Raw genomic sequence first — 23,903 nt, 5'->3', positions numbered from 1 at the left:
CAACAACGCGGTGCTGGCCCTTCCCGATACCGGTGGGGTGTTCCGTTTGCGGGGCCACCGTTTCCCTCTGTTGCACGAGCCCCGGAACGGAACGCGCAGAACACGAATATCCGGGCCGCTCCGTAGCGGAGTGTCATCGGCACGGCCCGGCGCAGCGGTCACTACAGGGCAACACGCAGGAACACGGGGGCAACCGGGGAACCACCCACGAGGGGGCGGGTTCCGGGCAACCCCGCAGGGACGGCGGCCACCGGTCGTGCGGGTCCCGCGGTTGCGGACGTCCTCGGGTTCGTTCTCGAGTTCCCGGTGAAAAGGGCGGGGCCACAGCGAACACGGTGATTTCCCGGCGCAACCGCGCCCCGGGGTTCAACGGGCTTTTCCCCGCGCGACTTCACCCCGCGTTCACCCCGCGCTTTCGAGCCGGCTCCGCGCTTATCCCCTTTGGACTTTGCCCGACGGGTATATCCTGCTGCCACCCGGAGTACGGTGGCGACCCGCCTCCGGGCGCCCCACCTCATGAGCCGGACCCATGATCCGTAGACTACCCAGACGGCTCGAAGCCGGACATGATACGGACTGCGGCCTTGGTGCCAGAGCCTTCCGACGTCCGGCGTCAGGGTGTTTCACGGCACGTTTCGGCGCGTGGGCGTGGGGGAGGTCACTGACACGATGATCGGGTTGCGCGGCCGGTTCCGCGTGCCTTGGAAAAGCAGTCGGGTGGAGATATGCATCGCGGTGGCGGACTGGGCGAGGGGACCGATGACCTGGGCCCCCGGCGTGCCCGGCGGGGAAGGCACCGGCGTGAAGCGGCGGAGGCGGCGGGAGCCCAGCTTCCCGGCGGGGCGCACGTCCCGGGGGGCCGGGGCGAGACGGAGCGGGCGTACCCGGGAAGCAGGAGCGGGCGGGTGGGGGTGACCTACAAGTACTTCGGCGCTCCCGACGGTGCCACCGCGGCCCGGGTGCCGATCTCGATGCGTCCCGAGGAACTCGGCGGCGACGAGCTGGGCATGGGCGGCATGTTCACGAAGATCAAGCCGGAGACGATGGCCGCCATGGTCCTCACCGGCATCGAGGGCATACCCCTGCACAAGGTGCCGCCGCTGGAACTCGTCGTCCTCCATCCCGACTACGCCGTCGTCAAACTCCCCATGACGGTCGTCGACCCGCTGCGCGGCGTGGGCGAGGAGTCGGTGGGCGCGGCGGCGTTCATCTGGTCCACGGTCCCCGACCGGGGCGGCCCACGTGACGCGTTTAACGTCTACCAACTGTTGCACCAGTGGCAGGACTTCAGCCACCGCCTCCACGAGGCCGGTCACCAACCGTACTGTCTAGTATGGCCTTGACCATTGCACTACCGCATCACCCTTGACGTTCCGTCACCACCTCCGGGGCACAGCACGTTCCACCTCGCCGTGCCCGCACTCTCCCGTCCACCATCTGGCTCGCGCTCGTAACCACTTCTCGACACGGGGCGTTCCAAGTCTGTACACCGCGCGGCCGAGGCCGGGGACGCAAGTCGTGGAGGTGACGTGCGCGCGGTGCGCGGGCCAAAAGCTGGAGGAAGCACGTGGAACCGCCAGAGCACGTGAACGACATCGCACGAAACGTTCCGACCGGCGGGGGGGTGGGCAGCCGCGCTGGCGACGGCCCGGCCCCCGGGGACCGACCGGTACGGGGGGCTGGCGCATGAAGATCGCTTTCCTGCTGCACAACGGATACGCCATCGGGGGCACCGTCCGGGTGACCCTCAACCTCGCGGGTGCGCTCGCCGAACGACACGACGTGGAGATCGTGTCGATGATGCGGCACCGCGAGAAGCCCCGGTTCGTGACGCCCCCGGGGGTCCGGCTCGTCCCGCTGGTGGACATGCGCGAGGACGGACCGGACGCGGCCCTCCCGGAATTCTCCGAACCCGCCCGCGATTTTCCCGTCGAAGACACGCGTCACCACCAGTACAGCCGGCTGGTGGACCTGCGCGTACGGGAGTATCTGAAGGGCTGTACCGCGGACATCGTCATCGGGACGCGGCCCGGGATAAATGTGTATCTGGCACGTTTCGGGCCCCCCGGTGCCCTGCGGATCGCCCAGGAGCACCTGCGGCACGACGCCCACGAAAAGCCGTTGCGCGGGGTGCTCGCCCGCCACTACCGCACCCTCGACGCGCTGGTGACGATCACGGAGGCGGACGCCGCCACCTACCAGGCGAAGATGCGGCTGCCGGGCGTCCCGGTGATCGCGGTGCCGAACATCGTGCCGGCCACGGACGTGACCCCCTCCGACGGTTCCGCCAAGGTCATCGCCGCGGCCGGGCGACTCGCCAAGGGGAAACGGTTCGACCTGCTGCTTGACGCGTTCCGGCAGGTCTCCGACAAGCAGCCGGACTGGCGGCTGCGGATCTACGGGGGCGGGGCGCAGCAGGAGCGGTTGCAGCGGCAGATCGATCGGCTGGAGCTGGCCGGCCGGGCCACGTTGATGGGTCCGCACTCGCCGATCGAGCCGGAGTTCGCCAAGGCGTCGCTGCTGGTCAGCGCCTCGGACGCCGAGTCCTTCGGGATGACGCTGGTCGAGGCGATGCGCTGCGGGGTGCCGGTGGTCAGTACGGACTGCCCGCTCGGGCCCGCCGAGATCATCCGCGACGGCGTCAACGGCAGGCTCGTCCCGATGGGGGACGCCCGTGCGCTGGCCGAGGCCATGCTCGCCCTGATCGACGACGAGTCGGGGCGTCGGGAGATGGCCGCCGCCGCGCTGGAGAGCGCCCGGCGCTACGACCCGGGACCGATCGTCGATCGTTACGAACTGTTGTTCGACGATCTGGGGGCCAGCCGGGGCCGGCGGAACTGGCAACGCACCCGCGCCCGGTACGTCGCCTCGCTGATGCGCAGACGTCGCGCCCTCATACGACGGGTGCGGCGATGGCGCGCGGCACGGTGGCTGCGCGATCTGCTGCGGGGGCCGAGCCCGGCGCGTTCCCGGGCCTGACCCCCGCGCACGCGGCGGTCATGACTGCGTCACCTACACGGGACGCCCCCCTGCGGGGCGGTTGCCCGCGGCCCGGGCCGTATCCACGGCGCGGGCCGCGGGTACGACCCGGCGGAGGGGTCCGTCACCGCACCTTCAGCGCGGCGAGCTGCTGCTCGAAGGGCACGACCCGGTCCTTGAGGGATCCGGTGCCGAGCGGCCGGTCCTCGATCGAGCCGACCGTGCGGGGCGCCCCGCCGGCCGGGGCGGCCGGGCCGTCACCCCGGTCCTGCGCAGGCACCTCGGCGGAGGCCGCCCGGTCCCGCGGCGCCGTGAGGGCCACGAGTTCCCCGGCGGCCCGCTCGATCCGCTCGGCGAGCCCTTCGGCTCCCCAGTCCTCGGACGCGGCGTAGACGCCGGTCGGCAGGACCACGGCCCGCAGGTACCCGAACAGCGGCCGTAGGGCGTGGTCGAGCACCAGCGAGTGCCGTCCGGTGCCCCCGGTGGCGCCGATGAGCACCGGCTTCCCGGTCAGCGCGTCCTTGTCGATCACGTCGAAGAACGACTTGAACAGTCCGCTGTAGGAGGCGGAGAACACGGGCGACACCACGATCAGCGCGTCCGCCTGCGCCACCGACTCCAGGGCCGACTCCAGGGCGGGCCCCGGGAAGCCGGTGACGAAGTTGTGCGCGATCTCGACGGCGAGGTCCCGCAGTTCGATCACCTCGACGTCCGTACCGGGCGCCCGCCGCACCGTCGACTCGGTGAGCCGGTCGGCGAGCAGCCGGGTGGACGAGGGGACGCTCAGTCCCGCGGAAACGACCACGAGCTTCATGCGGTCGTCACCTCCTGCGTGTCGTTGCTGTCACTGGTGTCGGCGGCGCGCGCCGCGGCGAGCCGGCTGGCGTGGGTCGGCGCGTCCGGCACGCTCGCCGGGCGGTTCTTGGCGAACTCCTTGCGCAGCACCGGGACGACCTCCTCACCGAGCAGGTCCAGCTGCTCCAGGACCGTCTTGAGCGGCAGTCCCGCGTGGTCGACGAGGAACAGTTGACGCTGGTAGTCGCCCGCGTACTCGCGGAAGGACAGCGTCTTCTCGATGACCTCCTGCGGCGAACCCACGGTCAGCGGCGTCTGCTGGGAGAACTCCTCCAGCGACGGGCCGTGCCCGTAGACCGGCGCGTTGTCGAAGTACGGACGGAAGTCCCGGATCGCGTCCTGCGAGTTCTTCCGCAGGAACACGTGTCCGCCGAGTCCGACGATGGCCTGCTCGGCCGTGCCGTGCCCGTAGTGGGCGTACCGGTCGCGGTAGAGCTCCACCATCCGCTCGGTGTGCTGCTTGGGCCAGAAGATGTTGTTGTGGAAGAAGCCGTCACCGTAGTACGCGGCCTGTTCCGCGATCTCCGGGGAGCGGATCGAACCGTGCCACACGAAGGGCGGCACCCCGTCCAGCGGACGCGGGGTCGAGGTGAACGACTGGAGCGGCGTACGGAACTTGCCCTCCCAGTCGACCACGTCCTCGCGCCACAGGCGGTGCAGCAGCGCGTAGTTCTCGATGGCCAGCGGGATGCCCTGCCGGATGTCCTGACCGAACCACGGATACACCGGGCCGGTGTTGCCGCGGCCCATCATCACGTCGATGCGACCGTTCGCGAGGTGCTGGAGCATCGCGTAGTCCTCGGCGATCTTCACCGGGTCGTTGGTGGTGATGAGGGTGGTGGAGGTGGAGAGGATCAGGTTCTCGGTGCGGGCGGCGATCCAGCCGAGCATGGTCGTCGGCGAGGAGGGGACGAACGGCGGGTTGTGGTGCTCACCCATCGCGAAGACGTCGAGCCCGACCTCTTCGGCCTTCAGCGCGATGGACGTCATCGCGTTGATCCGCTCGTGCTCGGTGGGGAGACGCCCGGTCGTCGGATCCGGCGTGACGTCCCCGACGGAGAAGATTCCGAACTGCATGGCTACTCACCCTTCGAAGTGGTTGATTGTTCAACTACATCAGTCCGAACCGTACCCCACCCCCAGGTATTCCCGCACCCCCGCCCCGCACGCACCCCGCACCCGACACCGCCCGCCGCACGTCCCGGGCCGCCGCACTTCCCCGGACCGCCGCACGCACGAGGGCCCGGCGGGCGATCCACCGCCCCACCGGACCCTCATCACGTTCCGTAGCACCGCGCCTGCCGAGGGGCGCCTACGACTCCGGCTCCCCCGGCGCCGACCCCCGGGCCGACGGGGCCCACCGCGGGTCACGCCCCGTCGCGGCCAGCAGCCGTTCGAACGCCTCGGCCCCCTGCGGCACGGCCACCGGCTCCCCCATCATCCCCATCCGGCGCGCCGTCGGTCCCAGCTCCGCCACCGCCCGCTCCAGCACCGGCACCACGCCCGTACCGTCCGGATCGGGCCGGTAGGGCACCTCCAGGGCCCGGGCGAGGTCCCAGGCGTGCACCGTGAGGTCGAGCAGCGCCATGCACCCCACCGTCCGCGCCGGCATGTCCAGCGCCCCCGTGGTGCCCTCCTCCGCGCCGGGCAGCGACCACGCCCCCACCAGCTCCGCCACCGCCGCGGCGAACCCCTCGCGCCAGTCGGCGGCCACCGCCACCCGCTCGGGCGTGGCGCTGAAGTCGGACGGCTGCTTCAGCGCCAGCTCCCGGAACTGGACCACCACGTGGAAGAGGTGGTCCAGCAGGGCCCGCACGTCGTAGTCGGCGCACGGGGTGCGGCGGGTCAGCGAGGCGTCGGGCAGCGCCCGGACCAGGTCCACCGCCTGGCGACCTGAGGCGTCGAGGAGCACGCCCAGCGCGGGGGCACCGGACTCCGGTGCGGTACGAAGATCACTCATACGTTCACCGTAAGAACGCGCCACGGCCGCGGCTTGAACAAACGCGACAGCTCTTCGCGAGCACCCCCGCTTACGATTCCCCCATGTCAGCGCCACGCCGTGACACCCGGGGCATCGTGAACGCCGCCGACCTGCTCAACCACGTACGTTTCCGCCGCCACGAACCCGCCGCCGACCTACGCCCCTACCTGGAGCACTACTGGCTGATCGACTGGGACCTGCCACGGCCCTACGCGACCCATGTCGTCCCCCACCCCTGCGTCAACATCGTCTTCCAGCACTACGCGGGCCAGCAGCCGTTCTGCGAGGTGGCGGGCGTCGGACTCGACCTGTTCACCCAGGAACTGGCGGCCACCGGACGCGTCTGCGGCATCCAGTTCCGTCCGGGCGGCTTCCGCCCCTTCGCCCCGCACGCGCCCGCCGCCGAGTGGACCGGACGCCGTCTCGCCCCGCCCGCGGTCTTCGACGAGCCCGCGCACGCACCCGCGCTCACCACCGCCCTGCACGCCGTCCTCACCCCCGAGGACGACCGGGCACGCGTGGCGGCGCTCGACGCCTTCCTCCGAGGGCTCGGCCCGCACGGTCGGGGCCCCGAAGCCGACCCGCAGGCCACCCTGGCCACCGACCTGGTCGACCTCATCCGCCGGGACCGGTCGATCCGCCGGGTCGGCGACTTCGCCCGCGACCAGGACATGCCGGTCCGCACGATGCAACGGCTGTTCGCCGCGTACGTCGGGGTCGGACCCAAGTGGGTCATCCTCCGCTACCGCATCCACGAGGCCCTGGAGCGCGCCGAGGACGAGCGGGCGGTGGACTGGGCGGGGCTCGCGGCCGACCTCGGCTACGCGGACCAGGCCCATCTGGTCCGCGACTTCACCGCGACGGTCGGCGTCCCCCCGACCGCCCACGCGGCGCGCTGACGGAGGTGCGTTCACCTGGCGGTGCGCTGTCGGGTGCGGGTGCGGGTGCGCTGTCGTTCTGCGCAGTTCCCCGCGCCCCCATCGGGTGCTCGTGTGCGGGTGGGCGGTGGTTGCCCGTGCAGTTCCTCGCGCCCCTGAAGGGCTCCCGGCCGGTCCGATGCGCATCAGAAGTGCCGGTGTGCCTCAGAAGTGGTAGACGTCGCCCGTCTCCAGCACCAGCACCTCGTGCCGGTGGTTGTCCGGGTTGTCGTCCCGTGCGCCGCCGTTCCACAGGGTGTCGATCCGTAGGAGCACCTCCGTCGGCGCACCCTCCAGCCGGACCGCCAGGTCGACGGGGTCACCGAGGCCGCCCGCCGTCAGCCCGCCGGTCCGGCACACCAGCGCGGCCCGGCCCGCGCGCACGCACCGCGCCGGGAGGGTCTGCTCGTCGGCGAGCGGCACCGACCAGTCGAGTCGGGTCGTCGCGTCGCTGATGTCGGAGGGCCCGAAGTTCTGCGGGGTGAACCGCAGGCTCACCCGGCCCTGCGCCATCGACGCGCTGCCGTGCTGCGCCAGGTCGGCCTCCGACACCGGCGAGTCCGGTCCGTCGCCGGGGGCCGCCCCCGTCGGCAGCGGTCCCGCGGCGGCCGTGCCGAGCACCACGGTGCCCACCAGGCACGCCGCCAGCACACCACGGACCGGACGCCACCCGGTCCCGCGGCGGCCGTGGCCGTACGTGTGTCCGCACTCCCGGCCGTGGCCGTGTCCCCGTCCGCGCACCGCGCCCCACTCCTCACCCTCATACCGGTCCGGTCTAGTCCGGTCCGATCAGGTCTGGTCCGGTCTAGTCTAGTCCGGTCCGGTCCGGTCCGGTCCGGTCATACGATCCGATGCATCACGGGGATGTATCCCCCGCCACGCACGCCCCAGGCGCCACCCAACAGGTGACGTGTCCCGGCGACGTGGCAGCCTCTCCCCATGCTCACCGCCCGCTCCGTCCTGCTCTTCGTCATCGCCGCCCTCTTCGAGATCGGCGGCGCCTGGCTGGTCTGGCAGGGGGTGCGGGAACACCGGGGCTGGGTGTGGATCGGCGCCGGGATCATCGCTCTCGGCGCGTACGGATTCGTCGCCACCCTCCAGCCCGACGCCGAGTTCGGCCGTGTCCTCGCCGCCTACGGGGGTGTCTTCGTCGCCGGTTCGATCGCCTGGGGCATGGTCGCGGACGGCTACCGGCCGGACCGATGGGACGTGACGGGGGCTCTGATCTGCCTCGCCGGCATGGCCGTGATCATGTACGCGCCCCGGAGCGGCAGCTGAGGCGATCGGGGCGTCCGCGCTGGTCAGCGGGGTGTCGCCGAAAGTTATCCACAGGCCCGAACGGTGCGCGCCGGACCCGCCTATCCTGAATCCCGGCGACGCAGCCGCGCCACCAGCCGCCCCAGGCCGAGGAGTCCCGTCATGACCCGCCCGGACGCCAGTACCCTCCCCCACGGCGCGCCCCCGCCGGGGCGCACGGCGGTCGTGACCGGAGCCAGCAGCGGCATCGGCGCGGCCACCGCCCGCCGACTCGCCGCCGAGGGGTTCCGGGTGGTGCTCACCGCCCGCCGCAAGGAACGGATAGCGGACCTGGCGGCGGAGCTGACCGCGGCCGGCCACCAGGCCACGGCCCACCCGCTGGACGTCACCGACCGCGCCGCCGTGGAGTCCTTCGCGGCGACCCTGGACCACTGCGCGGTCCTGGTGAACAACGCCGGCGGAGCACTCGGCGCCGACCCGGTGGCGACGGCCGACCCGGCGGACTGGCGCCAGATGTACGAGACGAACGTCCTCGGCACCCTGCACGTCACCCAGTGCCTCCTCCCGGCGCTGGAGGCGAGCGGCGACGGCACGGTGGTGATCGTGTCGTCCACCGCGGGCCACGCCGCGTACGAGGGCGGCGGCGGGTACGTCGCGGCGAAGCACGCCGAGCACGTCCTCGCCGAGACGCTCCGACTGGAGATCGTGGGGCGCCCGGTGCGGGTCGTCGAGGTGGCGCCCGGCATGGTCCGCACGGACGAGTTCGCGAAGACCCGGTTCCGGGGCGACGAGGAGAAGGCCGCGAAGGTCTACGAAGGGGTGGCCGAACCCCTCACCGCGGACGACGTGGCCGACACCATCGCCTGGACGGTCACCCGCCCGAGCCACGTCAACATCGACCTGCTGGTGGTGCGCCCCCGCGCCCAGGCGTCCAACACCAAGGTCCACCGGGTCCGATGACCACCGGCCCGGAGGACCCCGGCCCCGACGACCCCGCCGCCCGCCCGGCCCCGCCCACCGACAGCGAAGCGGACGGGCGCCGCCGCGCCGAGGAGAAGCGCACCGAGCGCCACGTCTGGTGGTACCTCGCCTACTTCCTCTTCGGCATCCACCTGGTCGCCTTCGTCATGATCTACGCGGTCCGCCACGGCAAGTAGCCCACCGGGGCGGACCGGCCGTCCCGACGGCTCAGCCCTTGACGCAGACGACCTGCTTCAGCTTCGCCACCACCTGCACCAGGTCCTGCTGCTGCTCGATGACGTGCTCGATCGGCTTGTACGCGCCGGGGATCTCGTCCACCACGCCGGCGTCCTTGCGGCATTCGACGCCCCGGGTCTGGTCCGCCAGGTCCTGGACGGAGAACCGCCGCTTCGCCGCACTGCGGCTCATCCGCCGGCCCGCCCCGTGGGAGGCCGAGTTGAACGACTTCTCGTTGCCGAGCCCGCGCACGATGTACGAGCCGGTGCCCATGGACCCGGGGATGATCCCGTAGTCCCCGGACCCGGCACGGATCGCGCCCTTGCGGGTGACCAACAGGTCCATGCCGTCGTACCGCTCCTCGGCCACGTAGTTGTGGTGGCAGGAGATCTCCGGTTCGAACCCGACCTTGGCCTTGCGGAACTCCTTGCGGACCACGTCCCGCAGCAGCGACATCATCAGCGCACGGTTGTACTTCGCGTACTCCTGCGCCCAGAAGAGGTCATTGCGGTAGGCGGCCATCTGCGGGGTGTCCGCGACGAAGACCGCGAGGTCACGGTCGACGATGCCCCGGTTGTGCGGCAGGGACTGCGCGATGCCGATGTGGTGCTCGGCGAGTTCCTTGCCGATGTTGCGCGAACCCGAGTGCAGCATCAGCCACACCGCGTCGTCCGTGTCGATGCACACCTCGACGAAGTGGTTGCCGCCCCCGAGCGTCCCCATCTGTTTGGCCGCCCGGTCCTGGCGGAAGTGCACCGCCTCGGCGATCCCGCCGAACCGGGTCCAGAAGTCGTTCCAGCCCGCGGTGGCGAAGCCGTGGAACCGCCCCGGATCCACCGCCTCGTCGTGCATGGCGCGGCCGACCGGGATGGCCTCCTCGATCTTCGAGCGCAGCCGGGACAGGTCGCCCGGCAGGTCACCCGCCGTCAGCGAGGTCCGGACCGCCGACATCCCGCAGCCGATGTCCACCCCGACCGCGGCCGGACACACCGCGTCCCGCATCGCGATCACCGAACCCACCGTGGCGCCCTTGCCGTAGTGGACGTCCGGCATCACGGCGAGACCCTTGATCCAGGGCAGCGTCGCCACGTTCTGGAGCTGTCGCAGTGCCCCGTCCTCGACGGTCGCCGGGTCCGCCCACATCCGGATCGGTACCCCGGCCCCCTCAAGCTCCACGTACGACATAACGCCCTCTTAACCCCGTAGTTAGACAAATGCCCGAAAACGCAAATACCGGCGCCAAGGTCAAGGAAAAGGATGCTGGACCGGCATTCACGGCCGTGCGTGCGATACACATTGTGTCGGCCGGACCGTCCCCTGCGGCAAGCGATTAAGCCCTCCCGGGGACCCGGCCGCGCCCCCGCGCCTGCCTGGCGCACCCCCGTCGAGAGGAACACCACCGTGCAGCGGAAGGCGTACGTACCGGGCGTCGCCGTACTCCTCACGGCCCTGCTCGCGGGCTGCACCAGCGGCTCCGAAGCGAACGGCTCGGCCGGTGACGCCAAGCAGGGCGGGCCCGGCGCCTCCGTGCCCGCCGCCGAACCCGGCCGCTACCGCACCCTGCCCGAACCCTGCGGCGCCCTCAATCGCAGCACCCTGGACTCCCTGCTCCCCGGGATCAAGGAGATCGCCGACGAGGAACAGCGGAACAAGGCCTACGAGGGCACGGCGACCGCCACCTACGACACCGACCGCCGGGTCGGCTGCCGTTGGAAGGCCGAGTCCGTCGACGCCACCCACCACCTGCTGATCGACCTGGACCGGGTGGTGTCCTACGACGGAGAGGTCAGCGACGAGGAGCGCGCCCAGGAGGTGTACGAGGCGAAGAGGTCCGACGCCGACATCCCGGAGCCCGCCCGCTCCTCCCCGGACACGCCGTCGAACTCCGGTTCCCCTGCCGGCAGCACGTCCCCGGACGCCTCCGGCACCCCCGACGACGGGACGGGTTCGCAACCCGCGGCCTCGGACGACCCCACGGCCGACACGGACACCGGCACCGGCGGCGACGCGGACACCGGCACCGGCACCGACACCGACTCCGCGGACGAGTTGCTCCCCCGCGTCCTCGACGACCTCGGCGACGCCGCCTTCATCGACGACGCCGCCACTTCCTCGGGCTCCGCCCAGCACCGCGAGGTGACTGTGGTGTTCCGCACGTCGAACGTCATCGTGACCATCGGTTACGAGGCCCAGCCGACGCTCGCCGGCGAACAGCCCGACAGCAAGGACATGCAGGACAGGGCGCGGAACCTCGCCGCCCGGCTGGCCGACCGACTGAGCAACTGACGGCGGTCCGGCCCGTCCCCGCAGGGGGTGTTGCGAACCCGCCCGTCACCCGTTCGGCGTACCGTGACCCCTCGGACCATCCGCAAGGCCCACTGATCCACCGCGTCACGAGTGAAGGAACCATGCACCGACCAGCACAGCGACTCACCCGCGTCCTCGTCTGCGCGGCCACCGCGACGGTGATCATCGGCGCGGCCGGCTGCTCGTCCGACTCCGGGTCGGACTCCGGCTCCGACGACGCGAAGAAGGGCAGCGCGTCCAGCGCCCCGGCGTCCGGCTCCACCACCCCGGACTCCGCGCCCCCGCCTGTCGAGGAAGCCGCCTACGCGAAGTTGCCCGACCCGTGCGAGACGCTGTCGAAGACGACCCGCGGGGAACTCGCCCCGAAGGCCGGGGCGGGCAAGGCCAGCACCTCCGACGACACGGCGACGCGCGGCACGTGCTCGTGGAGCAGCCTCGACAACAACGGGGTCAAGGGTTCGCAGTTCCGCTGGCTGAACGTCTCGCTGCTGCGCTTCGAGTCCGACCAGAACCGCGGTTCCGGCGCGAAGCTCGCCAAGGAGTACCTGGGCAAGCAGATCACGGACGCCCAGGGCACGAGCGGGGCGAAGAAGCTCGCCACCGCCCCGCTGAGCGGCACGGGCGACGAGGCGCAGCGGGTGGCGTACGACCTGAAGAAGAAGGAAGGCACCTTCAAGCAGAACACGGTCGTGGCGCGCGTCGAGAACGTCGTCGTGACGGTCGACTACAACGGTGCGGGCCTCGCCGGTGACACGACCCCGAGCGCCGACACCCTGACGAAGGCGGCCCAGAAGGCGGCCAAGGAAGCGGTGGCCGCGGTCGTCGCCGCCAACGAGCAGTCCGCCGACGCCGACAAGGACGGCGACGGCAAGAACAAGAAGAAGAACGGCACGGGCGACAAGGGTTCCGAAGAGGGCAAGACCGGCGGCGGCTCGGGCAGCGGCATCTCGCGGTCCCCCGACAAGAGCAAGCCCCAGAAGGCCGCTTAGCCCACGCCCGGCCCTGGTCAGGGGAGGTCGGGAAGGGCACCGCGGCGGCGACCACCCGCACAGGTGTGCCACTCTGTTGCGCGCAACAGCCTCACACGGCAGGGCGAGGGCGCGGCAACACAGGCGGCGCAGGGAGGGGGCGACGGTGGCCGAACCACTTGAGCTGACGCGGACCCACCGCATTCTCATCGGGCTGGTCGTCGCCGGCGCGGTCATCATCGCCGGCATCGGCTTCGCCGGTTCCTATGCGGCGGTGCGCGAACTCGCCCTGGCCAAGGGCTTCGGGAACTTCAGCTACGTGTTCCCGATCGGCATCGACGCGGGCATCTGCGTACTGCTCGCGCTCGACCTGCTGTTGACCTGGATACGCATCCCGTTCCCGTTGCTGCGGCAGACGGCGTGGCTGCTGACCCTGGCGACGATCGCGTTCAACGGCGCGGCGGCCTGGCCCGATCCGCTGGGCGTGGGCATGCACTCCGTGATCCCGGTGCTGTTCGTCGTCTCCGTGGAGGCGGCCCGGCACGCGGTGGGCCGGATCGCGGACATCACCGCGGACAAGCACATGGAGGGCGTCCGGCTGACCCGGTGGCTGCTGTCGCCGCTGCCGACGTTCCTGCTGTGGCGCCGGATGAAGCTGTGGGAGCTGCGCAGTTACGACCAGGTGATCCGGCTGGAACAGGACCGGCTCGTCTACCAGGCGCGGTTGCGCTCCCGCTTCGGTCGCGCGTGGCGGCGCAAGGCCCCGGTGGAGTCCCTGATGCCGCTGCGGCTCGCGCGCTACGGGGTCCCGCTGGCCGAGACCGCCCCCGCGGGTCTCGCCGCCGCCGGCATCGAACCGGCCGTGCTGCCCGCAGCCGAGGCCAAGAGCACCCCGATCGCACCCACCGCACCGGCCCCGGCCCTCGATCACGAGCCGGAACGCCAACTCGCGCCCGCCCCGAGCACCGCGCCCCCGCAGCACCGGGGCCCGGACCGGCCGGCCCCCGCGAACCGGGGCCCGGCGCAGAGGGTCGACGAGCACGGCAACCCGTGGTTCAAGGACCCGCAGCCGCAGAAGCCCTACGCGGGCGGCTACGACCCCACGTTCGAACCGGACGAGCGGTACGAGGACGAGGACGGGCACCGGGCCCCCCGGCGTGCGGAGAGCATGCGGCCCGAGGACCTGTGGCGCGACGACCTGTGGCCCGAGGACCCCGAGGCGTCCCTGCCCGACGACATGCTGCCCCCGTACCCGGAAGCCGGGTTCCCGGGTACGGAGTACGTGCAGCCCGAGCCCCCGCGGCCGGGGTTCCACGTGCCCGCGGGGCCGAACCAGACCCGTCCGCTCGGTCACGGCACGGTCCCCGGCCCGCGGACGGGGGACGTCATCGAGCAGGCACCGGACGACGCCGTCCTGCCGCATCCGGAAGGGGAGCCGACCGGGGTCGCGGGCGACGACGAGCGTTCGAGGTTCCCGGAGGGCATGTCCCGCCAGGACGCGTACTACCAGGTCTTCCGCCAGAGCTTCAAGGCCCAGGGGAGCATGCCGACCCCGGGGAGCTTCGGCGCGGACCTCCAGTCGACGTACAGCGTCCAGGAGAGCGACGCCGCACTCAAGCGCTATGTGAAGTCCTTCGGGGAGCGGTTCAACACCGAGCTGGCCGAGGACCACATCGCGTAGGAGCTCGTGGACGACTAGCGCGCAGCCCGCGCCCGGTCCCGCTTGCGGGAGACGTCCGCCCACACGCCCAACGGCAGCCCGACGACCAGCAGTACGGCGTACACGGCGGGGGGCAGATCGAACCAGAGGTGGAGCAGGCCCATGGGCTGGTCCCCGAAGACCGGCCCGAACAGTCCGAGCCCGCCCTGGATTCCGACGACCCATCCGACGATGGCGAGGAATTCCTTCATGCCTCCACCGTCCTCCCGACGGTGACCCGTTTCGTCCTGCGCGGGGCGGAACCGGGACTACATCCAAAGATGCAGGGAGCCCCCGGCGCGTGCGTCGCCGGGGGCTCCCTGGTCGTCCTGGATGTCCGGGTGTCAGCCGCCGAGCAGCTTGCGCACCCGGTCGGCGCCCACCGCGAGCAGCAGGGTGGGCAGCCGCGGACCGGTGTCCCGTCCGACGAGCAGCCGGTAGAGCAGCACGAAGAACTCGCGCTGGGCGACCTTCAGCTCGGCCGTCGGCTTGGCGTCCGGCTCCAGTCCGGCGAGGACCTTGGGCACCCCGTAGACCAGCGTGGTCAGTCCGTCGAGCGACCAGTGGTCGTCCAGTCCGTCGAGCAGCAGCCGCAGCGAGTCGCGGCCCCGGTCGTCGAGCGAGGACAGCAGCTCGGCGTCGGCGTCGGCCCGGACCACCGTCCGGGCGTCGGCGGGCACGTACCGCAGGATCCACGCCTCGGCCCGGTCGAGCCGCGGCCGGACCTCGTCCAGCGAGGTCAGCGGGCTCTGCGGGTCCAGCTCGCCGAGGATGCGCAGCGCCTGGTCCGCGTGGCCGCCGGTGATGTCGGCGACGGACGCGAGGGTGCGGTAGGGCAGGGGGCGCGGGGTCGCCGGCAGCGGGCCCGCTGCGGTGCCCACGGCGCGGGCGTGCGCGGCGGCGTCGGCGGGCAGCACCGACCCGTCGGCGACCTTCGCGCCGAGCTTGTCCCACTCGTCGTAGAGCCGCTGGATCTCCTGGTCGAACGCGATCTTGAACGACTGGTTGGGCCGCCGCCGTGCGTACAACCAGCGCAGCAGCTGGGGCTCCATGATCTCCAGCGCATCGGCCGGGGTGGGCACCCCGCCCTTGCTGGACGACATCTTCGCCATGCCGGAGATCCCGACGAACGCGTACATCGGTCCGATCGGCTGCTTCCCGCCGAAGATGGGCCCGACGATCTGCCCGCCGACCTGGAACGACGAGCCGGGCGACGAGTGGTCCACGCCGGAGGGCTCGAAGATCACGCCCTCGTAGGCCCAGCGCATCGGCCAGTCGACCTTCCACACCAGCTTGCCGCGGTTGAACTCGTTCAGCCGCACAGTCTCCGTGAAGCCGCAGCCCGCGCAGGTGTAGGAGAGCTCGGTGGTGTCGTCGTCGTACGCGGTGATGGTGGTGAGGTCCTTCTCGCAGCCGCCGCAGTACGGCTTGTACGGGAAGTACCCGGTGGCGCCGGAGGACCCGTCGTCCTCGGCGGCTGCGCCGGAGCCCTCGGCGGCCTCGATCTCGGCCTCGTCCAGCGGCTTCTGCTGCTTCTTGGGCGCACCCTTCTTGGTGCGGTACTGGGCGAGGATGGCGTCGATGTCGCCGCGGTGCCGCACGGCGTGCAGCACCTGCTCGCGGTAGGTGCCCGCGGTGTACTGCTCGGTCTGGCTGATGCCGTCGTACTCGACGCCGAGGTCGGCGAGCGCCCCGGTCATGGCGGCCTTGAAGTGCTCGGCCCAGTTCGGGTGCGCGGAGCCCGCCGGGGCGGGCACCGAGGTCAGCGGCTTGCCGATGTGCTCGGCCCAGGAGCCGTCCACCCCGTCGATGCCCGCGGGCACCTTGCGGTAGCGGTCGTAGTCGTCCCACGACAGCACGTGGCGGACCTCGCGGCCCCGGCGGCGGATCTCGTCCGCGACCAGGTGCGGGGTCATGACCTCGCGCAGGTTGCCGAGGTGGATCGGGCCGGACGGCGACAGGCCGGACGCGACGACGACGGGTTTCCCGGGGGCGCGGCGCTCCGACTCCTCGATGACCTCGTCCGCGAAACGGGAGACCCAGTCGGTGGTCTCGTTGCTCTGAGCCACGATCGGCACGTCCTTCTTTCCCAGTGTTCCCAGTGGTTGCCTGTGGCGGCGCCCGGGAGCGCTCCGTCCTCAGCCGACCGCCCCGCACGGGCGTGCGCGGGCCGTCCGTGCCATTCTCCCAGTTCCCCCCGCATGGGCGAAAACGCCTTATCAGTGGGCGCGGGGCGCGTGGGATACTTCGGTGCGGGCCCTCCGTGCGGTCGCGGTGAGCGCGGGCGGACGGGAGCGGCCCCGGAACCACCTCAGACAGCTCCGGAACCCGAGCAGAACGGCACTCACCCATGGCCTCGGTCACGTCCCTTTCCGCTTCCGTCCACCAGCGCCTCGCGACGGCCCTCCAGGCAGCCCTGCCGGAGGCCGGCGCCGCGGACCCGCTGCTGCGACGAAGCGACCGGGCCGACTTCCAGGCCAACGGCATCCTGGCCCTGGCGAAGAAGACGAAGGCCAACCCGCGCGAGCTGGCCGGCAAGGTCACCGACGCCCTCCCCGCCGGCGGGGTGATCGGCGAGATCGAGGTGTCGGGCCCCGGCTTCCTCAACATCACGGTCACGGACCGGGCGATCACCGAGAACCTGGCCGCGCGGCTCGCCGACGGGGAGGGCCGCCTCGGCGTGCCGCTCGCCACGGACCCGGGCACCACGGTCGTCGACTACGCGCAGCCGAACGTGGCCAAGGAGATGCACGTCGGGCACCTGCGGTCGGCGGTGATCGGCGACGCCGTGGTCCGGCTGATGGAGTTCGCGGGCGAGACGGTCGTGCGCCGGCACCACATCGGCGACTGGGGCACCCAGTTCGGGATGCTCATCGAGTACCTGATCGACCACCCGCACGAGCTGGACCGGGAGCAGGACGACGACGGCGCCGCCGCCGAGGGCACCACCGCCATGTCGAACCTGAACCGCCTCTACAAGGCGGCGCGGACGCTGTTCGACGCGGACGAGGACTTCAAGGCGCGGGCCCGCCGCCGGGTGGTGGCGCTCCAGTCCGGCGATCCGCTCACCCGTGAGCTGTGGCAGCGGTTCGTCGACGAGTCGAAGGTCTACTTCCACTCGGTCTTCGACAAGCTGGACATGGAGGTCCGCGACCCGGACGTGGTCGGCGAGTCCGGCTACAACGACATGCTGGAGGAGACCTGCCGGCTGTTGGAGGAGTCGGGCGTGGCGGTCCGCTCGGAGGGCGCGCTGTGCGTGTTCTTCGACGACGTCCTGGGCGCCGACGGCAATCCGACGCCGCTGATCGTCCGCAAGTCCGACGGCGGCTACGGCTACGCGGCCACCGACCTGTCGGCGATCCGTGACCGGGTCTTCCACCTGAAGGCGTCCACCCTGCTGTACGTGGTGGACGCACGCCAGGCACTGCACTTCCGGATGGTCTTCGAGACGGCCCGTCGCGCGGGCTGGCTGAACGACGAGGTCCGGGCCGTGCAGTTGGCGTTCGGCACGGTGCTCGGCGCCGACGGCAAGCCGTTCAAGACCCGTGAGGGCGAGACGGTGCGGCTGGAGGACCTGCTGGACGAGGCGGTGCAGCGGGCCACGGCGGTCGTCCGGGAGAAGGACCACCTGGGGCAGCTGACCGAGGAGGAGATCGTCCAGCGGGGCACCCAGGTCGGCATCGGCGCGGTGAAGTACGCGGACCTGTCGACGTCCGCGAGCCGTGACTACAAGTTCGACCTGGACCAGATGGTGTCGCTGCACGGCGACACCAGCGTGTACCTCCAGTACGCGTACGCCCGCATCCGCTCCATCCTGCGCAAGGCGGGCGAGGCGCGGGCGGTGGCCCACCCGGAGCTGGCGCTCGAAGACGCCGAGCGGGCGCTGGGCCTGCATCTGGACCGGTTCGGCGACACGGTCGCGGAGGCGGCGACCGAGTACGCACCGCACAAGGTGACCGCGTACCTGTACCAGGTGGCCTCGCTGTTCACCACGTTCTACGACAAGTGCTCGGTGCTGAAGGCGGACACGGACGAGCAGCGCGAGAACCGGCTGTTCCTGTGCGAGGTCACCGCGGCGACCCTGCGCCGGGGTATGGATCTGTTGGGCATCAGGACGCCTGAACGGCTCTGAGTTCGGGCGTTCGCCCGTCGGGGTGTACGGGGGCGTGGCCGTGTGCGGCTGCGCCCCCGTTCCTGTGCGGTACCCGTCCGGGTGCGTGGCCCGGTGCGGGTGCGTGGCCCGGTGCGGGTGCGTGGCCCGGTCCGGGTGCGTCGGGGCTGGGCGCGCAGTTCCTCGCGCCCCTTTCAGGTGCGTCCCGGACGGGGTGTGCGGTCACGTGCGGGTGCGACCTGGTGTTGCGCAGTTCCCCGCGCCCCTATCGGGGCACGTCCCGGACGGCGTGTGCGGGTGCGACTCGGTGTTGCGCAGTTCCCCGCGCCCCTATCGGGGGGCGAGGCGGGTGGTGTGTGGGTGTTTCTGGGGCGTTGCTTTCTTGTTTCTCTGTTGACGGAATTCCTGGCGCGTGTGCAATGCGCCGCTACTGTTTCCCCGCCATAGCGGTACGGCGTCCGACCGTACGGACACGGGCGCCGATCTTCATACGAATGCGAGGTCCTGAACATGTCAGTGACCGATGAGTTCCTGGAGAACAACGCGACGTTCGCGACGACGTTCTCCGGACCGCTCTCCCTCCCCCCGAAAAGGCGGCTCGCCGTCGTCGCGTGCATGGACGCGCGCATGGACATCTTCTCGATCCTGGGCCTGCGCCCGGGAGACGCGCACGTCATCCGCAACGCGGGCGGCGTGATCACCGAGGACGTGATCCGTTCCCTGGTGATCAGTCAGCGCCTGCTCGGCACCCGCACCGTCATGCTCATCCACCACACGGATTGCGGAATGCTCACCTTCACCGACGATGAATTCAAACACGAGATCGAAGAGGAAACACTGATCCGTCCGGCCTGGTCGCCGGAATCCTTCAAGAGCCTGGACGACGACGTCCGGCAATCGATCCGTCGCATCGAGACGAGCCCCTTCGTCCCGTACACGCGCATTCGCGGATTCGTGTTCGACGTGGCGACGGGGAACCTCAACGAGGTGAAGTGACCGCCGGATTCCGCAGCACCCGGGCGAGGCGTTCCAGGCCGAGCCGGATCTCGTCCGGGGTGTGGGTGACGAAGCACAGGCGCAGGGTCGCCGGGTCCGGGGCGTCGCAGTGGAAGGGCGCCCCGGGCACGTAGGCCACGCCCTCGGCGACCGCCTCCCGCAGCAGCGCCCCGGTGTCGTGGCCGTCGGGCAGCCGGGCCCACACGAACATGCCGCCCTCCGGACGGGTCCACGTCGACCCCGGGGGCAGGGCGTCGGCGAGCCCCGCGAGCAGCGCGTCCCGGCGCTGCCCGTACGCGGCGGCCACGGTCCGCACATGGGCGTCGAGGTCCCGGTCGGCGAGGTAGCGGGCGGCGGCGAGCTGGTTGACGGTCGGCGTGTGCAGGTCGGCGGCCTGCTTGGCGACCGCGCAGGCGCGCAGCAGTGCTGCGGGCGCCCGCAGCCAACCGAGCCGGAGCCCCGGCGCCATCACCTTGGAGAAACTGCCGAGCAGCGCGGTTCGGTCACGGGCGCCGTCGAGCGAGGCGATCCAGGGCACCCGCCGCCCCTCGAACCGCAGCTCCCCGTACGGGTCGTCCTCCACCAGCCACAGTCCGCGGCGCGCGGCCACCTCCGCGACGGCGATGCGCCGTTCCAGCGGCACGGTCCTCCCGGTGGGGTTCTGGAAGGTCGGCACCGAGTAGAACAGCTTGGGCCGCAGCTGGACGGTGAGCCGGTCCAGCTCCTCGGGGTCCACCCCGTCGGCGTCCCCCGGCACGGCGACGACCCGGGCGCCGGCGAAGGAGAACGCCTGTATCGCCGCGAGGTAGCAGGGCCGCTCCACCAGGACGGTGTCACCGGGGTCGACGAGCGCCTGCGCCAGCAGGGACAGCGCCTGCTGCGACCCGGTGGTGACGAGGACGTCATCGGCGTCGGTGGGCAGCCCTCGGTCGGCGGTCCGCCGGGCCAGCGCCTCGCGCAGGACGGGTTCGCCCTCGGTGGTGGCGTACTGGAGCGCCTGTGCGGGGGTGCCCTCCAGCACGTCCCGGAAGGCGGCGGCGACCCCCGCGGCGTCGAACAGTTCGGGCGCGGGCAGCCCACCCGCGAAGTTGATCATCCCGGGGCGGCCCACGACGGACAGGATGTCCCGGACCGGCGACCCGCCCACGGCAGTGGCGCGGGCGGCGAACGGAGGAGGGGCCACGACAGTGCTCACAAGGACTCCTGGAGGACGGGGCCCGACCGGGCCCGGCGGCTGTGGCCGCACCCTAGCGAGACGCATGCCGTGTACACCCACCGTTCCGCGATCCGGACAGCGGGCCCGGCCGTCCGGCGGGCCCGCACCGTGCCACGAGGCCGGCGCCGTCTCACCCCACCGCGCCGGTCCGGGCCGTCGACCAGCGCATGCCGTCCGTGAGGTGCTCCAGGTACCCGGCGTCGGTGACCTTGACGACGACCTCCGCGTACGGCTGCTCCTCGAAGGGACGGCCGTCCAACAGCCGCCAGGTGCGCCAGTAGTCGAGATCGGCGGGCTCCGTCCAGGTCGCCATCTCCTCCAGGCCCGGCTCCCACTCGTCGGGCTCGACGGCGGCCACCTCGCTCCACAACGGCACGTTGCGCAGCGGCCCGATCTCGTACCCGGCGACGATGGCGGCGGCCCGACGGGCGAGTTCGTCGGTGTCCCTGAGGGTGCGGACGTACGGGGAGACGTCATCGCGCCCGGAACCCCCCAGGTCGTACACCTCGGTGGCCCGGCGCCGGGGTTCGAGGAGGGTGCTGCCGTCGTCGGACAGCAGGAAGCCCTCGTCCGTCACCCGCAGCAGCCGCCCGGCGAGGCAGGCGTGCAGATCGTGGAACTCCCCGGCGAGCCGCATGCCCGCCGCGATCTGACGTCCGCGCTCCGCGGAGAACGGGTACCGGTCGACGGGACGCGTCACCGCCTCCTCCTCGTCGCCCAATCGACCGCGGTCCAACCGGGCCCACGCATCGGCCAACAGCGCTACGGGGAAGGAGTTCTCGCGGGGCACCCGGACGGCGTCGGCGCCGAGGATGTGTATCCGCCCGCGGAAGGCCGGCCCCTCGACGCCGTCGACGGACACGGTGAACAGATCGGTCATGGAGAGTCCATTTCGCCCAGGCCACGGGTGATCACCGCCGACCACCACAGCCCAGACATTAACCGGCCCGACGCCCCGTCAAATCCACCATGCCTCCGTCCCGTTCACGCGCGGTGGCCGACTCCGACCCGTCCGTCATCGCGGCGGCCCGCCGACCCCGGAGATCCGGACCCGCCTCACAGGTACGGGAGTTCGCCCCGCCGCAACGACTCCTCCACATCGCCCCTCCGGTCGCACAGCGCGACTGGGATCGCCCGCTGGTCACCGGGGGCCAGCGGATCGAACCACACCACGGCCCGGTCCCCCGCCCGGGGCAACCGCCCGCCGTCAGCGTCGGCACCGAAATGCGCCCGTTTGGTCACCCAACGCCCCCTGCCCTCCTGGTCGGTTAACCGGACGACGACGTCCAGCTGCGGTCTTCCGTCGCGTTCCACTCCCGTCCCCGACACGTCGGTCACCTCGCCGGACACCCGACGCCCGGTACGGATGACCTCCCACGCGCGGGCCTCGCGCCGCTGACGCGCCCGGTGCCCCCGCACCGCGCGCACCCACCGCAACACCAACACCACCAGGAGCAGCGCGGGCACCCACCACTGCGCGGTCCAGACGATCCACGGCCCGCCGCCCCAGGACCCGACGACCACCCCCGCGGCATCGACGAACTCCCCCTCCCGGGGCGGTCGCACCCACCGCTGACGGGCCCCGTACAGCAGTCCCGCAGCGCCGCCCAGATGGGCGAACCCGGCGGCGTACAACGGGCCGTAGTGCGTTGCGCGGCGCGCGGTGCACCGGCCCCGGCCGGACGGGCCCAGCACCAGCGCCGCGATCAGCCCGCCGAAGAGGGCCCACAGGAACGCGGGGGTGTCGTTCACCGGGTACCGGTCCTCGGTGAGGTACGCCGACGCCACCGGGTAGGACGCCGCATCGGCCGCCCCGAACCCGCACAGCGCCCACAGCCCCCCGTACCCCGCGAGGGCCGCCCACGTCCCGAACCCCAGCGGCGCCCCCTCACGGCCCGGCGCGGCCGACCGCCGCGCCTGCTCGCGCCGTACGGCGACCGGATCGACCGTACTCATCGACCACTCCCCGACCTCGCCCGGCGGTACGCCCCACCGGGCGCCGTCGCCCCAGGATCACGGGCGACGCGGCCCCGTGTACACCCCCCCCGACCCACGGCCCGAGCAGCGGAACGGGGCGGGAGGGCCCACCGGTCCGGCATCCCCCGCCGTACCGTCACCCGGGTCGCCCCGGGCGCCCTCCCGCCCCGCTCCGTCGCCGGCCGGCGACCCGTCACCTCAGGTCGCCGCCAGCGCCTCCGTCGGCGCCAGCCGCGAAGCCCGCACCGCCGGGTAGAGGCCCGCGATCCCCCCGATGACCAGCGTCGCCCCCACGCCGCCGGCGACCGCCCACAGCGGAACGACCGTCGGCCAACCCTGGTAGACCGCGAACCCGGTGGTCACCCCGGAGCCGAGGACGGCCCCGCCCAGCCCGCCGAGCGCCGACAGCAACAGCGACTCCGCGAGGAACTGCGTGCGGATCTGCCCCCGCGTCGCGCCCAGCGAGCGCCGCAGACCGATCTCGGCCCGCCGCTCCAGCACCGAGATCACCATGGTGTTGGCCACGCCGACCCCGCCGACCAGCAGCGCCACTCCGCCGAGTCCGAGCAGCAGCCCGGTGAACGCCTCGCCGGCGGCCTTCTGCGCGGTCAGCGCGTCGGAGGGCCGCGACACGTTGACCTCGTCGGGCTGCTCCGGGTTGGCGGTCGCACCGAGCACCGACTGCACCTGGGGCACCGCCGACTCCTTCGACCGCGTGTAGATGGTGGTGGCATGCCCGTCGAACCCGAGGTACGAGGTCGCCCCCTTCCATCCGACCAGCGCCGCGACGTCCAACTCCGGTGCGAGCGGAGACTCTTCGAGGACCCCGACGACCGTGAACCAGCGCTTGCCGATGAGGACCCGGGTGTCCGGGTCGACCTTCCCGATGCCGAGCCGGTCCGCCGCGTCCGAGCCGAGGACGACCGCCGGATAACGCCCGGTCGCCCCGTTCAGCCAGGACCCGGAGCGCAGCCCCGCACCGACGGCGGTCCGCAGGTCCTGGCGCGCCGCGAAGACCGAGATGCCGTTGGTCTCCGCCTTGGGGATGCGGTCGTTGCGGTACACATTGGCGTCCGCGACCTCCCCGATCGCCGAGACCGACTCCACCGGAGCGATCCGCGCCACCATGCGCTCCGCCGTCAGCGGCAGCGTGGCCTGCTTGCCCATCATCGTGTTGCCGGGGCTGACGGTGAGCAGATTGGTGCCCAACGCGTCCAGGGTGCGGTCGAGTCCGGCGCGCGAGGAGGACGAGATGCCGACCACGCCCACCATCGCGGCGATGCCGATCGCGATGCCCAGCGCGGACAGGAACGCCCGCAGCGGACGGGTGCGCAGCCCCACCGCGCCGACCTTCAGCACGTCCCCCGCGGACAGCCGCGCGGGCTTCAACCGCGGCCGGGCCCCGGCGCCGCCGTCCGGACGCCGGGCACGCCGCCCGGTGCC

At 72.0% G+C, this 23,903-nt stretch carries 22 protein-coding genes; 11 read left to right on the top strand and 11 right to left on the bottom strand.

All coding sequences use genetic code 11. The features are described 5' to 3' along the window. Positions 1 to 725: 725 nt before the first annotated feature. A complete protein-coding gene (locus ACFV88_RS29050) occupies positions 726 to 1,343 on the top strand; it encodes a hypothetical protein (protein ID WP_385494939.1) in 618 nt (205 codons plus the stop codon). 343 nt (positions 1,344 to 1,686) lie between these two features. After that, the gene (locus tag ACFV88_RS29045) at positions 1,687 to 2,979 is read left to right on the top strand and encodes a glycosyltransferase family 4 protein (protein WP_385494937.1); all 1,293 of its coding nucleotides are present in this window, start codon (positions 1,687 to 1,689) and stop codon (positions 2,977 to 2,979) included. A 124-nt stretch (positions 2,980 to 3,103) separates the two neighbouring features. Here the strand turns inward: ACFV88_RS29045 and ACFV88_RS29040 are convergent, their stop codons facing one another. The 3 genes from ACFV88_RS29040 to ACFV88_RS29030 all read right to left on the bottom strand — a co-directional run bounded on the left by ACFV88_RS29040 (position 3,104) and on the right by ACFV88_RS29030 (position 5,794). Next, positions 3,104 to 3,793: an FMN reductase gene (locus tag ACFV88_RS29040; protein WP_385494936.1), complete on the bottom strand. Its 690-nt coding sequence runs from the start codon at positions 3,791 to 3,793 to the stop codon at positions 3,104 to 3,106. Next, a complete protein-coding gene (locus ACFV88_RS29035) occupies positions 3,790 to 4,911 on the bottom strand; it encodes an LLM class flavin-dependent oxidoreductase (RefSeq protein ID WP_385494935.1) in 1,122 nt (373 codons plus the stop codon). Before ACFV88_RS29035 ends, ACFV88_RS29040 begins: the two co-directional genes overlap by 4 nt. A 235-nt stretch (positions 4,912 to 5,146) precedes the next feature. Further along, positions 5,147 to 5,794 (bottom strand): TIGR03086 family metal-binding protein, encoded by a 648-nt coding sequence (locus ACFV88_RS29030; RefSeq protein WP_385494934.1) that lies wholly within the window; start codon positions 5,792 to 5,794, stop codon positions 5,147 to 5,149. 83 nt (positions 5,795 to 5,877) lie between these two features. Here ACFV88_RS29030 and ACFV88_RS29025 point away from each other — a divergent pair, with 83 nt between their 5' ends. Then, entirely contained in the window at positions 5,878 to 6,714 is an 837-nt protein-coding gene (locus tag ACFV88_RS29025) for a DUF6597 domain-containing transcriptional factor (protein WP_385494933.1), read from the top strand. A 183-nt stretch (positions 6,715 to 6,897) separates the two neighbouring features. Here ACFV88_RS29025 and ACFV88_RS29020 read toward each other — a convergent pair whose 3' ends face one another. Continuing rightward, complete coding sequence (locus ACFV88_RS29020) at positions 6,898 to 7,473, bottom strand: hypothetical protein (protein ID WP_385494932.1); 576 nt, start codon at positions 7,471 to 7,473, stop codon at positions 6,898 to 6,900. 198 nt (positions 7,474 to 7,671) lie between these two features. Between ACFV88_RS29020 and ACFV88_RS29015 the strand changes: the two genes are divergently transcribed. The 3 genes from ACFV88_RS29015 (at position 7,672) to ACFV88_RS29005 (ending at position 9,146) form a co-directional block, all read left to right on the top strand. Then, entirely contained in the window at positions 7,672 to 8,010 is a 339-nt protein-coding gene (locus ACFV88_RS29015; RefSeq protein ID WP_385494930.1) for a YnfA family protein, read from the top strand. Positions 8,011 to 8,151: 141 nt separating this feature from the next. Beyond that, a complete protein-coding gene (locus ACFV88_RS29010; protein WP_385494929.1) occupies positions 8,152 to 8,949 on the top strand; it encodes an SDR family NAD(P)-dependent oxidoreductase in 798 nt (265 codons plus the stop codon). Continuing rightward, on the top strand, positions 8,946 to 9,146 hold the full coding sequence (locus ACFV88_RS29005; protein ID WP_385494928.1) for a hypothetical protein: 201 nt from the start codon (positions 8,946 to 8,948) through the stop codon (positions 9,144 to 9,146). The genes ACFV88_RS29010 and ACFV88_RS29005 overlap by 4 nt, the downstream gene beginning before the upstream one ends. Before the next feature lie 31 nt (positions 9,147 to 9,177). Here ACFV88_RS29005 and ACFV88_RS29000 read toward each other — a convergent pair whose 3' ends face one another. Further along, positions 9,178 to 10,371, bottom strand: coding sequence for an RtcB family protein (locus ACFV88_RS29000; RefSeq protein ID WP_385494927.1), 1,194 nt, complete (start codon positions 10,369 to 10,371; stop codon positions 9,178 to 9,180). Between the two features lie 216 nt (positions 10,372 to 10,587). On the opposite strand from ACFV88_RS29000, the gene ACFV88_RS28995 reads away from it, so the two are divergent. From ACFV88_RS28995 to ACFV88_RS28985, 3 genes are all read left to right on the top strand, one after another. Then, a complete protein-coding gene (locus tag ACFV88_RS28995; RefSeq protein WP_385494926.1) occupies positions 10,588 to 11,472 on the top strand; it encodes a DUF3558 domain-containing protein in 885 nt (294 codons plus the stop codon). A gap of 122 nt (positions 11,473 to 11,594) precedes the next feature. Next, complete coding sequence (locus ACFV88_RS28990) at positions 11,595 to 12,482, top strand: DUF3558 family protein (RefSeq protein ID WP_385494925.1); 888 nt, start codon at positions 11,595 to 11,597, stop codon at positions 12,480 to 12,482. A 145-nt stretch (positions 12,483 to 12,627) separates the two neighbouring features. Then, positions 12,628 to 14,142, top strand: coding sequence for a DUF2637 domain-containing protein (locus ACFV88_RS28985; protein WP_385494923.1), 1,515 nt, complete (start codon positions 12,628 to 12,630; stop codon positions 14,140 to 14,142). Between the two features lie 14 nt (positions 14,143 to 14,156). Here ACFV88_RS28985 and ACFV88_RS28980 read toward each other — a convergent pair whose 3' ends face one another. Continuing rightward, positions 14,157 to 14,372, bottom strand: a complete 216-nt coding sequence (locus ACFV88_RS28980) for a hypothetical protein (protein ID WP_385494922.1) — start codon at positions 14,370 to 14,372, stop codon at positions 14,157 to 14,159. Positions 14,373 to 14,504: 132 nt separating this feature from the next. Beyond that, positions 14,505 to 16,238 (bottom strand): lysine--tRNA ligase, encoded by a 1,734-nt coding sequence (gene lysS / locus ACFV88_RS28975; protein WP_385494921.1) that lies wholly within the window; start codon positions 16,236 to 16,238, stop codon positions 14,505 to 14,507. A 272-nt stretch (positions 16,239 to 16,510) separates the two neighbouring features. Here lysS and argS point away from each other — a divergent pair, with 272 nt between their 5' ends. Both argS and ACFV88_RS28965 read left to right on the top strand, forming a co-directional pair. Then, positions 16,511 to 18,292, top strand: a complete 1,782-nt coding sequence (gene argS / locus ACFV88_RS28970; protein ID WP_385494920.1) for an arginine--tRNA ligase — start codon at positions 16,511 to 16,513, stop codon at positions 18,290 to 18,292. A gap of 489 nt (positions 18,293 to 18,781) precedes the next feature. Continuing rightward, entirely contained in the window at positions 18,782 to 19,267 is a 486-nt protein-coding gene (locus ACFV88_RS28965; RefSeq protein WP_385494918.1) for a beta-class carbonic anhydrase, read from the top strand. Here the strand turns inward: ACFV88_RS28965 and ACFV88_RS28960 are convergent. The 4 genes from ACFV88_RS28960 to ACFV88_RS28945 form a co-directional block, all read right to left on the bottom strand. Beyond that, positions 19,251 to 20,462, bottom strand: a complete 1,212-nt coding sequence (locus ACFV88_RS28960; RefSeq protein WP_385494916.1) for a PLP-dependent aminotransferase family protein — start codon at positions 20,460 to 20,462, stop codon at positions 19,251 to 19,253. The genes ACFV88_RS28965 and ACFV88_RS28960 overlap by 17 nt on opposite strands. Positions 20,463 to 20,613: 151 nt before the next feature. Next, the gene (locus tag ACFV88_RS28955; RefSeq protein WP_385494915.1) at positions 20,614 to 21,363 is read right to left on the bottom strand and encodes a hypothetical protein; all 750 of its coding nucleotides are present in this window, start codon (positions 21,361 to 21,363) and stop codon (positions 20,614 to 20,616) included. A 176-nt stretch (positions 21,364 to 21,539) separates the two neighbouring features. Continuing rightward, positions 21,540 to 22,439 carry a DUF3592 domain-containing protein gene (locus tag ACFV88_RS28950; RefSeq protein WP_385494914.1) on the bottom strand — a complete coding sequence of 300 codons (900 nt, stop codon included), beginning with the start codon at positions 22,437 to 22,439 and terminating at the stop codon, positions 21,540 to 21,542. A gap of 219 nt (positions 22,440 to 22,658) precedes the next feature. After that, positions 22,659 to 23,849, bottom strand: a complete 1,191-nt coding sequence (locus ACFV88_RS28945) for an ABC transporter permease (RefSeq protein WP_385495017.1) — start codon at positions 23,847 to 23,849, stop codon at positions 22,659 to 22,661. Positions 23,850 to 23,903 lie beyond the last annotated feature (54 nt).

Source organism: Streptomyces sp. NPDC059816 (genome assembly GCF_042732055.1).
Lineage (GTDB): Bacteria > Actinomycetota > Actinomycetes > Streptomycetales > Streptomycetaceae > Streptomyces.
Note: the sequence above shows the minus strand (reverse complement) of the source record. Positions and strands in the feature narration are given on the sequence as shown.